Origin of the sequence: Variovorax brevis (genome assembly GCF_030317105.1) — a bacterium.
Classification (GTDB): Bacteria; Pseudomonadota; Gammaproteobacteria; order Burkholderiales; family Burkholderiaceae_C; genus Variovorax; species Variovorax brevis.
In genome coordinates this window covers 195,752-208,826 of the sequence record NZ_JASZYG010000003.1, presented here as the reverse complement: position 1 = coordinate 208,826, position 13,075 = coordinate 195,752, and the positions used below count along the sequence as shown (strand labels likewise).

Here is a 13,075-nt window from a genome sequence, read left to right as displayed (position 1 = left end):
ACGATCGGGCGACCCCAAGGGGCCGCCTGGATCGGCAAGCCGCTCGATTTGGTGATCCCGCTTCAATTGGACTCCTCCGAGGGCGGCGGCGCGCTGTGCCTTGAAGTCGACATCTTGCAGGGGGACGTACGGGTCGATGACCGACGCGTGACTTTATCGCTGGAGCCCGGCCCCGGGCCGGATTCGCCCCGCGTGCACCTGCGAACCACAAGGGCCATCGAGGAGCCGGTGGTCACCGTGACCTTGAACGCTGGCTGCGTCGCGAAGTCTACGCGTCAGTACGTCTTGTTGGCGGATGTTCCGGAGGTTGCGGTTCGGGCCGCCGCACCTGTTGCGCCGGCCAATGTGGCGCCGCCAGCTGCTGCATTCGTGCCTTCGCCTTCTCCAGCCCCGACGCGGCCTGCCCGCGCTGCGCGCGCCGAGCCTGACGGCGAATCTGCCTCGGAAACACCGAAGCCGGCGAGCACGCCGCCGCGTCGTTCACGGCCGCCGGCAGTCGCTGTTGCTCCGCGCCCACGCAAGGCAGAAACTGTTGCGCCCGCGCCGCCACGTCCTGCGCCCACGCCGCCGGTTGCGGCTGCGGCGCCAGTGGCACCGCCGCCGCAGCCCCAGTCGCGCCTGAAAGTCGAGCCGCTCGAACCGGTGCCCACGACGCAACCGGCACTCAAGCCGGCGCCGGCGGTCCCCGTCGCGGCCGCGGAAGACCCGGTCAAGCGACCCGCCGAAGCCGGCGCTGCGCCGTCAGTGGCGCAGCCGCCCACGCGTTCGCCCGAGGAAGTGCAGCAGGAAGCCCAGCGCATTCGTGCTCTGGAAGACACTTTGACCTTGCTGCGCGCGCAAGCCGCCCAGACGCAGCAACTGCTGCTGGAGATGAAGAGCGAGGTTGCCGAGGCGCGTGCAAGCCGCTACCGCAACCCCTTGGTGTACGCATTGCTGGCCATCCTCTTGTTGGCGCTCATCGCCATGTTGTTGCTGTGGCGCGCGGTGCAAAGGGCGAGGGCGCCGATGTGGTGGGGCGACGATGTCGCTCCTGCGGCGCGGTCTTCGCGCAAGGGGGCGTTGCCTCGCAAGGGCGAACTGGTCGATGAAGACGACGAGGAAGACAACTTCGAGCCCGAAGCTGCCATCGGCGTCACCAAAGCGGTCCCCAACACAATCTCCGCCAAGCCTGCGGCGGCATTCAGCACCAGCCTTGTCGACACCGATTTCGCCGCCCTGCAGCAAAGCGCCATTGCGGCGCGTTCGGCGTTTGAAAGCGCACAAGTGCGACCGGTCAATACGGAAGAGCTTTTCGACGTGCAGCAGCAGTCGGAGTTTTTCCTGTCTCTGGGGCAGCAGGAACAGGCCATTGAAGTCTTGCGCGAGCACATCGCGACCAACCCGGGAACGAGCGCGCTGGCGTACCTCGATCTGTTCCGGATCTTCCATTCGCTCGACCGCCGCGAGGACTACGCTCGCCTTCGCCGCGAGTTCGAGCAGCAATTCAATGCCGGTGTGCCGGACTTCGACGACTTCACGCTCGAGGGCCGAAGCCTCGACCGCTACGACGGCGTGCTGGAGCGCATCCAGGCGACTTGGCCCTATCCCGAAACGCTCGCCTTGATCGAGGAACTGGTGTTCCGCAAGCCAGGATCGCGGGAAGAGGCCTTCGACCTGCCGGCTTATCAGGAACTCCTGCTTCTCTACGCGGTGGCGCGCGACGCGATCGAGCCAGAGGGCACGTGGGCCGCGCCGGCGACCTTCCGCAGTGCGGCCGCGACCACCGTTCCGGCCGCTTTGGAACCGATGGCCGAAGAAGTGGATCAGGACGCCGTGGACACGGAGGGCGGGCCTCTGACGCCGTTGACCAGCACGGAAGGCCGCTCCTCCCGCGCGCATGCACCGGCGAACTCCCTGATGCACACCGAGCCGATGGCGCATCTGCCTGTGATGCCCCATGCCGTTCGGGAATCCGATGCTGAACGTCCGAAAGACAAGCCTGCGCTGGAAATGGACCTGTCGGATCTGGACCGGACCGACTTCCAGACGCTCCGCGCGCCCATCGAGCCGCCGGCCCCTGGCAAGGGGACGCCCTCGCCGTCCGACGATCCGCATGTGATCGACTTCGACCCCTTCGATCCGGCGACCCGGCACGGGCCGCTCGTCATCAAGCGCTGAGAGCGGCTCCGCCCGCGGCGGCGATGGCGCCTCTCAGCGCCGCACTTGCAGCGCGCCCGGATTCACGATGTTCGTGGGATTGCCCTTGATGAAGCTCACCACGTTGTCGAAGGCCTGCCCGAAGTAAAGCTCGTAGCTTTCCTGCTCGACATAGCCGATGTGCGGCGTGCAGATGCAGTTTTCCAGTCGCAGCAGGGCGTGGCCTTGCAGCGGCGGCTCGCTTTCGAACACGTCGACGGCGGCCATCCCCGGACGACCGCGATTGAGGGCGGCCAGCAATGCGTCCTGCTCCACCAGTTCGGCCCGCGAAGTGTTCACGAACAAGGCCGTCGGCTTCATGCGCGCCAGATCTTCGAGGCGCACGATGTTGCGCGTCTCTTCGGTCAGGCGCAGGTGAATGGACAGCACGTCGGCCGCGGCGAACAGGGCCTCACGGCTCGGGGCGACCTGGAGTCCATCGGAGCGCGCCTTGGCGCAACTCGCTTCGCGGCCCCAGATCACGACCTGCATGCCAAAGGCCTGCCCGTATCGCGCAACAAGTTGCCCGATACGCCCATAGCCCCAGATGCCGAGCGTCTTGCCCTTGAGCACCGATCCCAAGCCGAAGTTCGGCGGCATCGATGCGGACTTGAGGCCCGACTGCTGCCACGCGCCGTGCTTGAGGTTGCTGATGTACTGCGGCAACCGGCGCATGGCGGCCATGATGAGCGCCCAAGTCAACTCGGCCGGCGCCTGGGGTGACCCATTGCCTTCCGCGACCGCCACGCCGTGCTCGCTGCACGCGTGGATGTCGATGTGCGAGCCGATCCGGCCGGTCTGGGAGATCAGCTTCAGCTTGGGAAGCTTTTCGATCAGTTGGCGCGAGATCTGGGTGCGCTCGCGGATCAGCACGATCACGTCCGCGTCCTTGAGGCGCACCGACAGTTGCCCAATGCCCTTGACGGTGTTGGTGTACACCTTGGCTGCGTAGGCATCCAGCTTCGCCGCGCAGCGCAACTTGCGCACCGCATCCTGGTAGTCGTCGAGGATCACAATGTTCATGGCACGTTATTGTGCCTTGCGTCACTCGCGACGTTTCCGGGGGTGCGTACTAATGCAGATTGCCTGCCGCGTGGGAAAGCTCGCGCGCTTCAAGCGCGGCGAGGCGATCCAGCTCGGCGCAGACATCCGCCATGCGGCCTGATATGACGACGCGGCCGGCCCGGCCGGATGCCTTGTTGTCGACGACGCGCACCACGCGCAGGGGCCGCGCCGTGTGGGCGCTGATGGCCGCCTTTTCTTCCGTGCCCCGCGCGGCGCACGAGGGCCGGATGGCGACATAGCGCATCGGCGCAGAAGTGCCGCGGCGCGAGCGGCGTGGCGTCATCAGGCGGGTGGCGAAAGCCTGCAGCGGCGTGATCAGGTCGGCAAAGGTGAGAAGAGCAATACCCATGTGAACTCCAATAGTGGTTAGGGGTTGAACACAGGCAGGATTGCTTCTTCTGGTGCCGCGACAGGGTGATGGCCACATGCCATACGCCCGCCACCTGACGCGGCCGGATGAACGAGAACTACATCAGCATCGTGTTGCGGATCAGTCCGACCGCGAGGCCTTCGATTTCAAAAGGCTCGCCGGGGTGCACGAAGATGGTCGGGTAGTCGGGGTTTTCGGCGTGCAGTTCGACGACCTGCTTGTTGCGCTTGAGGCGCTTGACGGTGACTTCGTCTCCCAGGCGGGCCACGACGATTTGCCCGTTGCGTGCTTCCTTGGTGGCCTGGACCGCGAGCAGGTCGCCGTCCATGATGCCGGCGTCCCGCATGGACATGCCGCGCACCTTCAGCAGGTAGTCGGGTCGGCGCTGGAAGAGGGTGTTCTCGACGTAGAAGGTCTGGTCGACGTGTTCCTGCGCCAGGATCGGGGAGCCTGCTGCGACACGGCCGATGAGTGGCAGTGCCAACTGGGCCAGGCCGGGCAAGGGAAGCGAATACTGGTTGTTGCGCGATTCGTTGATGGAACGCAGCGCCTCGCTCTTGAGGCGGATGCCCCGAGACGTGCCGCTGACGAGTTCGATGACCCCCTTGCGCGCGAGGGCCTGCAGATGCTCTTCCGCCGCGTTGGCGGACTTGAAGCCGAGCTCCGCTGCAATTTCGGCGCGCGTGGGCGGCGCACCTGTGCGCGCAATCGCAGCCTGGATCAAATCGAGGATCTGCTGCTGGCGAGCGGTAAGCTTGGCGGGGAACGGCAGGTTGAGCATTCGCTGAACTCCTGTATGTACTTCGTGTACTGGCTGCATATCCAGTACCTGTATTTTTAACCAGTTTTGGGTGAATGGCAAGCCATGGGCAATAAATCGCAGCACGCCGCGCGGCGGGTGGTCGTTCTGGGCACGGGCGGCACCATTGCCGGCCGCGCTTCGAGTGCGCAGGACAACATCGGCTATGTCGCGGGACAGGTCGGCGTGTCGGATCTGGTCGCGGGCATCGATGTTCCGGATGGCATTGCGCTGGTTGCCGAGCAGGTCGCGCAGGTCGACAGCAAGGACATGGAGTTCGCCATCTGGTGCGAACTGGCCAAGCGCTGCGCCCACTGGCTTGCGGAGCCGGACGTGGCCGGCATCGTCATCACCCACGGTACCGACACGCTGGAGGAGACGGCGTACTTTCTTCACCGGGTTCTTCGGGCAGACAAGCCCGTTGTCGTGACCTGCGCGATGCGTCCGTCGACTGCGGTGTCACCCGATGGGCCGGTCAATGTGCGCGATGCGATTGCGGTCGCGGCAACCGAAGGCGCGCGCGGCGTCGTGGCTGTTTGCGCCAGGACGGTGCATGCCGCTGCGGACGTGCAGAAGGTTCACACCTATCGGCTCGACGCGTTCAGTTCCGGGGATGCCGGCCCCGTCGGTTTTGTGGAGGAAGGGCATGTGCGCCTTGTCAGGCCCTGGCCCGACGATATCGGCCCCTCGGCCATTGCCATCGAGCGGCTCGCATCAGCGGCCGAAGCGCCCCGCGTGGAGATTGTTGTGAGCCACGCCAACGCCAGGCCGTGGCTGATCGACGCCTTGGTGAGCGAGCGTCTCGCTGGCGTGCCTCACGCGGCGCAGGGCCTGATCCTGGCTGCGACCGGCAACGGCACCCTGCATCACGAGATCGAGGCGGCTGCCAAACGCGCACAGGAGGCCGGTGTGTCGGTGCTGCGCGCGACGCGCTGCGTCGATGGCCGCATCCTTTTCAAGCCGGCGGACACCATCCCCGATGCGGGCGCGCTCAGTCCGGTCAAGGCCCGCATCGCATTGCTGCTCGATATCCTTTCGGCCGAAAGCTGATTGATGTTCTCTGCGCTTCAGTCGATCGACTGGGCGTATCCCGCCCTGGAGGCGGTACACGTGCTCGGCATTGCCCTGCTGCTGGGCAACCTCGTCGCTCTCGAGATGCGGGTATTCGGACGTGCCGCCGCCATTCCGGTGCAAGCCCTGGCGCGGCTGTCGCTGACCATTGCACTCACCGGATTCTCGATGGCGGCGGTGACGGGCCTGCTGATGTTCTCCACGCGGCCGGGTGAACTCCTGGCCAATGGCTTCTTCATCTCGAAAATGGGCTTGCTCTGCGCGGCAGGATGCAACGCGATCTGGTTCCACGCGCGCAATTCCCTCACTCGCCTCGATGGCCTTGCCCGTGCGCAAATGTTGTTGTCAACTGTGATCTGGATCGCGGTCGTGTTCTGCGGTCGCTGGATCGCCTATTGACTGAACCATGCGCGAAGGAGAGCGATGATGAAACGTCGACACCTCATGCTTGCCGCCGCCAGCGCCCCGCTGGCCATGTCGGCGGCTTGGGCCCACCACGGCTGGAGCGGCTTCGATCAGGAACGCCCCATTTACCTTGAAGGAAAGGTCGTCAAGTCGATGTGGCAGAACCCGCATGTCGAGCTGGTGATCGAGGTGGCGAGCGACATGAAGGTGCCCCCCGACTTGAGCCGCCGCGCCTTGCCCGCGCAGAGCGCGCCCGTCGATGGGCCTGGATTGTTGGCCAAGGCCGTCAAGCCGACCCGTACCGATCGCCAATGGGAGCTCGAGCTGGCGCCCTTGACCCGAATGGACGCATGGAAGATCCCCGAGATCAAGCCAGGAACGCAGATCTCCGCCGTCGGCTTTACCACGCGCGATGAAAAAGGCGAGGCGGTGATGCGCGTCGAGTACTTGTTTGTCGACGGCAAGGTGTACGGGCTGCGATCCAGCCCGGCCTGATCAGCGCGGCAAGAAGATCAGCTGCTCAGCGCCGCCAATGCGCGCTGGGTGATTTCATCGACCGTGCCGGTGCCGCTGATCTGGCGGTGCTTCGGCGCCACGGCCGGTTCCGCCTTGGCCCACGAAGAGTAGTAGTCGACCAGCGGACGCGTCTGCTGGCTGTAGATGTCCAGGCGCTTGCGAACCGTTTCTTCCTTGTCGTCCTCGCGCTGCACGAGGTCTTCGCCGGTGGCGTCGTCCTTGCCTTCGACCTTGGGCGGGTTGAACTTGACGTGGTAGATGCGGCCCGACGAAGGATGCGAGCGGCGCCCGCTCATGCGTTCGATGATGTCCGCGAAGGGCACGTCGATTTCGAGCACGTAGTCGATCTTGACGCCAGCTGCCTTCATGGCTTCGGCTTGGGGAATGGTTCGCGGGAATCCGTCGAACAGGAAGCCGTTGGCGCAATCGGGCAGCGCAATGCGTTCCTTGACAAGATTGATGATGAGGTCATCGCTGACCAGTGCGCCCGAGTCCATCACGGCCTTGGCCTTGAGGCCCAGCGGAGTGCCTGCCTTGACGGCGGCGCGCAGCATGTCTCCCGTGGAGATCTGCGGGATTCCATACTTTTGGCAGATGAAGGCGGCTTGCGTGCCTTTTCCCGCCCCGGGGGCGCCCAACAAAATCAGTCTCATGATGTCCTCGGAGGTTCTTTTGAATTCGTCGCGTCACGCGCTCGCCCGAGCGAAAAAAGCGTGACGGAGTTTGCGAAGAGGATAGCACGCGCTCATGCCCCCACCCCGTGGGGAAGACGCTTGCTGCCGACTCAGCCGCCGAGCAGCGCCCGCACGCGCTGGAGGTCTTCCGGCGTGTCCACGCCCGGCCCTGGCGCATGGTCGCTGACATGCACGGCGATGCGATGGCCGTGCCAGAGCGCGCGAAGCTGCTCAAGTGCTTCGCTGGTTTCGATCGGCGCAGGCGGAAGTAGGGGAAATTGCTTCACGAAGCCCGCGCGATAACCGTAGATGCCTATATGCCGCCACGGCGCTGGAGACGGAAGCTCGGTGAAGCCCGCAGAAGCGTAACCGTCACGCCACCACGGAATCGGCGCCCGGCTGAAGTAAAGCGCCGTTCCCTGCGCATCCAGCACCGCCTTGACGACATTTGGATTGAGGAAATCCGCCAGCGTGTCGATGGCGTGAACGGCTGTGCTCATGGCGACATCCGGTCGCTGGGCCAAGGCATGCGCCACGGCGTCGATCAAGCCGGCTTCGATCAAGGGCTCATCGCCCTGCACATTGACGACGATTTGCGCGTCATCCAGTTGCAGCTTCGTGCAGGCTTCGGCCAGCCGGTCGCTGCCGCTGACATGGGCCTGCCGCGTCATCAATGCTTCCACGCCATGGGCACGGCAAGCATCGACGATGCGCTCGTGGTCGGCCGCGACCACCACCCGTTCGGCGCCGGACTGCCGGGCGCGCTGCGCCACCCGCACCACCATGGGGATGCCGGCAATATCGGCCAGCGGCTTGTCGGGCAGGCGTGTCGACGCCAGGCGCGCCGGGATCAGGACCACGAAGCCGGATGCAGTCGTGTCCATGGGCTTCAAATGCCCAGTTCTTCGTCGGTGAGGACGCGGGCCTCGTCTTCCAGCAACACGGGGATGCCGTCGCGCACCGGGTAGGCAAGGCGCGCGCTGTGCGACACGAGTTCCTGCTTCGCGGGGTTCCACGTGAGCGAGCCCTTGGTCACGGGGCAGACGAGCAGTTCAAGCAGCTTGGTATCCATCGAGCGATGATAGCTTTGCATCCAGTGCGGTGAAGAACGCCGGTTCGGGTTCAAAGACAAGCGCAACCGCCAGCGCATGCGGTTCCACGCGCCAGAGCTTGGCGGCGTCCTTTTCGGTGCAAAGAACGGTGAGGCCGCTGGCGGACAGTGGTGTCCAGTTCTGGAAGTCGTCGTGATCGGGCAGTGCAATGGTGCGTTCGAGCGTGACGCCCTTGTTGCGCAGCATCTGGAAGAAGCTCTCCGGCTTGGCAATCGCGGCGACAGCCACGATGCGTCGGCCTGCGAGCGATGCCAGGGATACGGGGATGGCGTCGCGGCCCACGGCGTGATCGGCCAGCGCACGCTGCGCGCGAAACCCGGCGAATGCGGCTCGCTCGCCCGTGTGCAGGACCAGGTCGCAGGCGCGCGGCCACGTCTCGCGCAGCGGGCCCGCCGGCAACAGCCAGCCGTTGCCGATGCCGCGGTCGTCAAAGACGCAAATCTCCACGTCACGGGCGAGGGCGGTGTGCTGCAGGCCGTCGTCGCTGACGATGACTTGCGTTTGCGGATAGCGGGCCAGCAAGGCGCGGGCTGCCTCGATGCGCTTTCTGGCCACGAAGGCAGGTGCACCGGTCTTTCGCTGGACGAGTGCCGGTTCGTCGCCCACGTCGGCGGGCGAACTGGATGAAAGCACTTCGCGGCAATCGCTGGTGGTGCGGCCGTAGCCTCGAGAAATCACGCCGACACGCTTTCCGCGCGCCTGCAGGTGCTCGACGATGGCCATCACCGAAGGCGTTTTGCCTGCACCGCCGGCAATGACGTTGCCCACGATCACCACGGGCACGCTGACCCGTTCGGTGCGAAGCAAGCCCATCCGGAAGAGGGCTCGCCGCATTCCCGCCAAGGCGCCAAAGAGCAGCGAGACCGGCAGAAGCAGCCACGCCAGCGCGCCGCGTTCCAGCCAGACGCGCTGCAGGGACAAGGCTATCGCCCGGCCTGTGCGGCCGATTGGGTCGCGAAGGTGATTTGCATGAGACCCGCGCGCCGCGCCCCTTCCATCACCGTGATGACGGACTGGTGCGCCGCGCTGGCGTCCGCGCTGATGATCACGATGCTGTCCTTGCCGCCGGCCGATGCCGCTTCCAGCGCAGCCGCCACCGTCTCGACGCTGCGGTCGGGCAGGGCGTTCTTGTTGACCGAATAACGGCCGTCGGCAGACACCGCAACGATGACCTCCTTCGGGTAGTCGCGCTGCGCATCCACGTCAGCGGTCGGCAGGCGAAGCTGCATCTCGGTGAACTTGCTGTAGGTGGTCGACAGCATCAAAAAGATCAGGATCACCAGCAGCACGTCGATGAAGGGGATCAGGTTGATCTCCGGCTCGTCGCGCGATCCGTGGCGAAAGTCCATCGAGGATTTTCTCTTCACGGCAGGTTCAGCCCCGGATCATGTTCAGGTGGCGCGCAAAGCGCTCGCTGGCCAGTTCGAGGCCGAGCAGGTACTCGTCCACGCGGCTGCGGAAGTAGCGCCAGAAGATCAGGGTCGGAATGGCCACGATCAGGCCAAACGCCGTGTTGTAGAGCGCTATCGAGATGCCGTGCGCCAGTTGCGCCGGATTGCCCGAGCCGACAGCGCCGCCGGCCGGCGACTGCGACCCGAAGATCTCGATCATGCCGATGACCGTGCCCAGCAGGCCGAGCAAGGGCGCGGCCGAGGCAATGGTTGCCAGGGCCGCCAGGTAGCGCTCCAGCTTGTGCGCGACCGTGCGGCCGGTGGCCTCCATGGCGGCGCGGATGTCATCGTCCGTGGAGCGGGGGTTGGCGTTGAGGGCCCGGAAGCCCGCGGCCAGCACTTCGCCCAAGGACGAATTGCGTTCCAGCTTGGTCACGACGTCGGGCGGCGGCACGGCGGTGCGCGAAACGGTGATGGCCTCGTCCAGCAACTTGGGTGGCATCACCCGGGCAGTCTTGAGGGAAGTGAATCGTTCGATGACCAGCGCCAGCGCGAGCACCGAACAAACAAGCAGGGGCCAGATCGGCCAACCCGCAGCAACTATGATCGAAAGCAAAGAGGCCCTCCGGCTCCGTAGGAATGCAAATGCGCGGCGATTATCCACCGCCGGCGAGGTGTTCAGGCAGCATCTTGCCTGTCAGATGCAACGCACAGAATCTGTTGATAACTTTGTGATTAACTGGCTTCGCACCTCGGCCAAACCCGCATGCTGCGGGCCTCGCGCTGGATCGAGTGAATTTTGGGCAGCGTTTTTTTGAATGAAATCAACGGGTTGCACCGCAACATCAGCTTTTCGTGCTGTAGGACCCTGTATTTGCATACGGGTACGAACCCTTGTGGAAGAGTCCACCACCCCATGGTGTCGCATTGATGATGCAACATAACCTGTCCACTTCGTCCGCGGGGCCACGCGTCTGGGCCGTGGGCGCGTTGTGCCATGCCATCGCCGACGCGCTGGACGCGCGATTCAATCCCGTGGCCGTGCGCGGCGAAATCTCCGGTTTCTCGCGGGCGGCCAGCGGCCACTGTTATTTCTCGCTCAAGGACGAGAGCGGGCAACTGCGATGCGCGATGTTCCGCCGGGCAGCAAGCTTGCTGAATTTCAATCCCCGCGATGGCGACCAGGTCGAGGTGCGCGGGCGCATCGCGGTCTATGAGCCGCGAGGCGACCTGCAACTGGTGGTCGAAAGCCTGCAGCGCGCAGGGCAGGGGGCCTTGTTCGAGCAGTTCATGCAGCGCAAGGCCCGGCTCGAGGCGGAAGGACTTTTCGACCCGACACGCAAGCGTCCGCTGCCGATCATGCCGCGGTCGATTGGCGTGGTGACATCGCTCGGCGCCGCGGCACTGCACGATGTGGTGACGGCGTTGCGGCGCCGCGTGCCACACATCCCTGTCATCCTTGCGCCGGCGGCGGTGCAGGGCGCGGCGGCGCCGGCCGACCTGGTTCGTGCGCTGCGGGAGCTTTACGCCATGCGCCAGCGTGTCGATGTCATCCTGCTGGTTCGTGGTGGCGGGTCCATCGAGGACCTGTGGGCGTTCAACGATGAGTCCCTTGCGCGGACCATCGTCGAAAGTCCTGTGCCGCTCGTCAGTGGCGTTGGCCACGAGACCGACTTCACCATCGCCGATTTCTGCGCCGACCTGCGCGCGCCGACGCCAACGGCGGCTGCGGAACTCGTGAGTGCGCCGCGCGACACATGGCTGGGCGCTCTGGCCCTGATGGAAGATCGGCTGCGCGACGCCGTCGTTTCGCGCGTGGACACGCTTGGGCAGCGCCTCGACCAAGCCGCGGGACGCCTGGGGCGTCCGTCAAGCTTGATCGCGGGACAGCACATGCGTTGCGCTCATCTGGCGCAACGACTGCATTTCGGCGTCGTCGCCAAGGTGGAGCGTCTTTCGCAGCACCAGCGCGTCCTGCGCAACGAATTCCCGCTGGCCATTGCGCAGGCGCTCGGCACGCAGCGCGAGCATCTGGACCGGGCTGCCTTGCGGCTGCAATTGCTGGACCCGTCGCTGGTGCTGCAGCGCGGGTATGCATGGCTGTCAAATACCAGCGGCCGGCCCCTGACCAGCGTGGAGCAACTCGCGCCGGGCGATGCCATCAGCGCCCGGCTCGCCGATGGTGTGGCGGGCCTGACAGTCACAGGCGTGGAAGGGATGAGCGAACGTCCGACACCAGACGAATGAATCCTTTCTAGAATGCTTCGTTCTTTCAACCAACCCACGAGCAAATAACATGGAACACGTACTTCCTCCCCTTCCCTACGCGATGGATGCGCTCGCGCCCGAGTACTCGAAAGAAACGCTGGAGTACCACTACGGCAAGCACCACAACGCCTATGTCGTGAACTTGAACAACCTGCAAAAGGGCACCGAGTTCGAGAACATGACGCTCGAGGAAATCATCAAGAAGTCCAGCGGCGGCATCTACAACAACTCCGCGCAGATCTGGAACCACACCTTCTTCTGGAACTGCATGAAGCCGCAAGGCGGCGGCGCCCCGACCGGCGCGCTGGCCAAGGCCATTGACGCCAAGTGGGGCAGCCTGGATGCGTTCAAGGAAGCCTTCACCAAGTCGGCTGTCGGCAACTTCGGTTCCGGCTGGACGTGGCTCGTCAAGAAGCCCGATGGCACCGTGGACATCGTCAACACCGGCGCTGCCGGCACGCCGCTGACCACCGCCGACACGGCACTCCTCACCATCGACGTGTGGGAACACGCCTACTACATCGACTACCGCAACCTGCGCCCGAAGTTTGTCGAGACCTTCCTGGCCAAGCTGGTGAACTGGGACTTCGCAGCCAAGAACTTCGGTTGATCGCTGCCCAGCATTGAAAAAGCCGGTCCCGGGAGGGGCCGGCTTTTTTGCTTGGAGCGGCGATTCGAGTGCGGTTCAGCGCGCGGGCTGGAAGGGCGTTCCGGCCAGCTTGAAGCCCTTCTTGATGTTCTTCTTGACAAACCAACCCTGGTTCATCTCGAGCACGTAGCGCACGGGCTCCTCGGAACAATGGGAGTCTGTGGTCTGTGGCTTCATGTCGACCAGGTTCACGATCCGGCCGTCGTCCGCCACAAATGCAGCCGTTAGCGGCAGGATGGTGTTCTTCATCCAGAAGCACTGAGGAGCGGCTTGCTCGAAGACAAACAGCATGCCTTCCTGCTGCGGCATTTCCTTTCGGAACATCAGGCCGACTTGGCGCTCAATGGGCGAGGCGGCAACCTGGGCGTCGATCTTGTACATGCCGGCGGAGATCTGGACCCGTTGCAAATTCATTTGCGGCTCGCCCTGGGCAAGCGCGCTCGTGACGGGCAGCAAAAGCAAGTTGGCGAGCAGGCAAAGGGCGAATAAGAAACGGGGGAACATCTGGCTGGCTTCCTGTCGAAAATGGCAATGAAAAATGCCCGCTCCACGGGCGGGCATTTTTGCGGCGGCTCAAAGC

At 64.8% G+C, this 13,075-nt stretch carries 16 protein-coding genes; 6 read left to right on the top strand and 10 right to left on the bottom strand.

Features of this window, described 5'->3' with window-relative positions; genetic code table 11:
• Positions 1-588 precede the first annotated feature (588 nt).
• Positions 589-2,157: a hypothetical protein gene (locus QTI66_RS09815; RefSeq protein WP_286559313.1), complete on the top strand. Its 1,569-nt coding sequence runs from the start codon at positions 589-591 to the stop codon at positions 2,155-2,157.
• Positions 2,158-2,190: 33 nt separating this feature from the next.
• Here QTI66_RS09815 and QTI66_RS09810 read toward each other — a convergent pair whose 3' ends face one another.
• The 3 genes from QTI66_RS09810 to lexA form a co-directional block, all read right to left on the bottom strand.
• Entirely contained in the window at positions 2,191-3,198 is a 1,008-nt protein-coding gene (locus QTI66_RS09810) for a D-2-hydroxyacid dehydrogenase family protein (RefSeq protein ID WP_286559311.1), read from the bottom strand.
• Between the two features lie 49 nt (positions 3,199-3,247).
• Complete coding sequence (locus QTI66_RS09805) at positions 3,248-3,589, bottom strand: hypothetical protein (protein WP_286559309.1); 342 nt, start codon at positions 3,587-3,589, stop codon at positions 3,248-3,250.
• Between the two features lie 118 nt (positions 3,590-3,707).
• Positions 3,708-4,391, bottom strand: a complete 684-nt coding sequence (gene lexA, locus QTI66_RS09800) for a transcriptional repressor LexA (RefSeq protein WP_286559308.1) — start codon at positions 4,389-4,391, stop codon at positions 3,708-3,710.
• 84 nt (positions 4,392-4,475) lie between these two features.
• On the opposite strand from lexA, the gene QTI66_RS09795 reads away from it, so the two are divergent.
• The 3 genes from QTI66_RS09795 to QTI66_RS09785 are packed head-to-tail and all read left to right on the top strand — an operon-like array spanning position 4,476 to position 6,380.
• The gene (locus tag QTI66_RS09795; RefSeq protein ID WP_286559307.1) at positions 4,476-5,459 is read left to right on the top strand and encodes an asparaginase; all 984 of its coding nucleotides are present in this window, start codon (positions 4,476-4,478) and stop codon (positions 5,457-5,459) included.
• Between the two features lie 3 nt (positions 5,460-5,462).
• The gene (locus tag QTI66_RS09790; protein ID WP_286559306.1) at positions 5,463-5,879 is read left to right on the top strand and encodes a hypothetical protein; all 417 of its coding nucleotides are present in this window, start codon (positions 5,463-5,465) and stop codon (positions 5,877-5,879) included.
• A 27-nt stretch (positions 5,880-5,906) separates the two neighbouring features.
• Complete coding sequence (locus QTI66_RS09785) at positions 5,907-6,380, top strand: DUF6152 family protein (protein WP_286559952.1); 474 nt, start codon at positions 5,907-5,909, stop codon at positions 6,378-6,380.
• Positions 6,381-6,397: 17 nt separating this feature from the next.
• Here the strand turns inward: QTI66_RS09785 and adk are convergent, their stop codons facing one another.
• From adk to QTI66_RS09755, 6 genes are all read right to left on the bottom strand, one after another.
• A complete protein-coding gene (adk, locus tag QTI66_RS09780) occupies positions 6,398-7,054 on the bottom strand; it encodes an adenylate kinase (RefSeq protein ID WP_286559304.1) in 657 nt (218 codons plus the stop codon).
• 131 nt (positions 7,055-7,185) lie between these two features.
• Positions 7,186-7,959 (bottom strand): 3-deoxy-manno-octulosonate cytidylyltransferase, encoded by a 774-nt coding sequence (gene kdsB / locus QTI66_RS09775; RefSeq protein ID WP_286559302.1) that lies wholly within the window; start codon positions 7,957-7,959, stop codon positions 7,186-7,188.
• 5 nt (positions 7,960-7,964) lie between these two features.
• Positions 7,965-8,147, bottom strand: a complete 183-nt coding sequence (locus QTI66_RS09770) for a Trm112 family protein (RefSeq protein WP_286559301.1) — start codon at positions 8,145-8,147, stop codon at positions 7,965-7,967.
• Positions 8,128-9,135, bottom strand: coding sequence for a tetraacyldisaccharide 4'-kinase (lpxK, locus tag QTI66_RS09765; RefSeq protein ID WP_444814988.1), 1,008 nt, complete (start codon positions 9,133-9,135; stop codon positions 8,128-8,130). Before lpxK ends, QTI66_RS09770 begins: the two co-directional genes overlap by 20 nt.
• Positions 9,111-9,536 (bottom strand): ExbD/TolR family protein, encoded by a 426-nt coding sequence (locus tag QTI66_RS09760; protein ID WP_286559300.1) that lies wholly within the window; start codon positions 9,534-9,536, stop codon positions 9,111-9,113. Before QTI66_RS09760 ends, lpxK begins: the two co-directional genes overlap by 25 nt.
• Before the next feature lie 25 nt (positions 9,537-9,561).
• A complete protein-coding gene (locus QTI66_RS09755) occupies positions 9,562-10,194 on the bottom strand; it encodes a MotA/TolQ/ExbB proton channel family protein (protein ID WP_286559299.1) in 633 nt (210 codons plus the stop codon).
• Positions 10,195-10,508: 314 nt separating this feature from the next.
• Between QTI66_RS09755 and xseA the strand changes: the two genes are divergently transcribed.
• Positions 10,509-11,825 carry an exodeoxyribonuclease VII large subunit gene (gene xseA / locus QTI66_RS09750; RefSeq protein ID WP_286559298.1) on the top strand — a complete coding sequence of 439 codons (1,317 nt, stop codon included), beginning with the start codon at positions 10,509-10,511 and terminating at the stop codon, positions 11,823-11,825.
• Between the two features lie 49 nt (positions 11,826-11,874).
• Positions 11,875-12,456 carry a superoxide dismutase gene (locus QTI66_RS09745; RefSeq protein WP_286559297.1) on the top strand — a complete coding sequence of 194 codons (582 nt, stop codon included), beginning with the start codon at positions 11,875-11,877 and terminating at the stop codon, positions 12,454-12,456.
• Positions 12,457-12,531: 75 nt separating this feature from the next.
• Here the strand turns inward: QTI66_RS09745 and QTI66_RS09740 are convergent, their stop codons facing one another.
• Positions 12,532-12,999 (bottom strand): DUF192 domain-containing protein, encoded by a 468-nt coding sequence (locus QTI66_RS09740; RefSeq protein ID WP_286559949.1) that lies wholly within the window; start codon positions 12,997-12,999, stop codon positions 12,532-12,534.
• Positions 13,000-13,075: the final 76 nt, after the last annotated feature.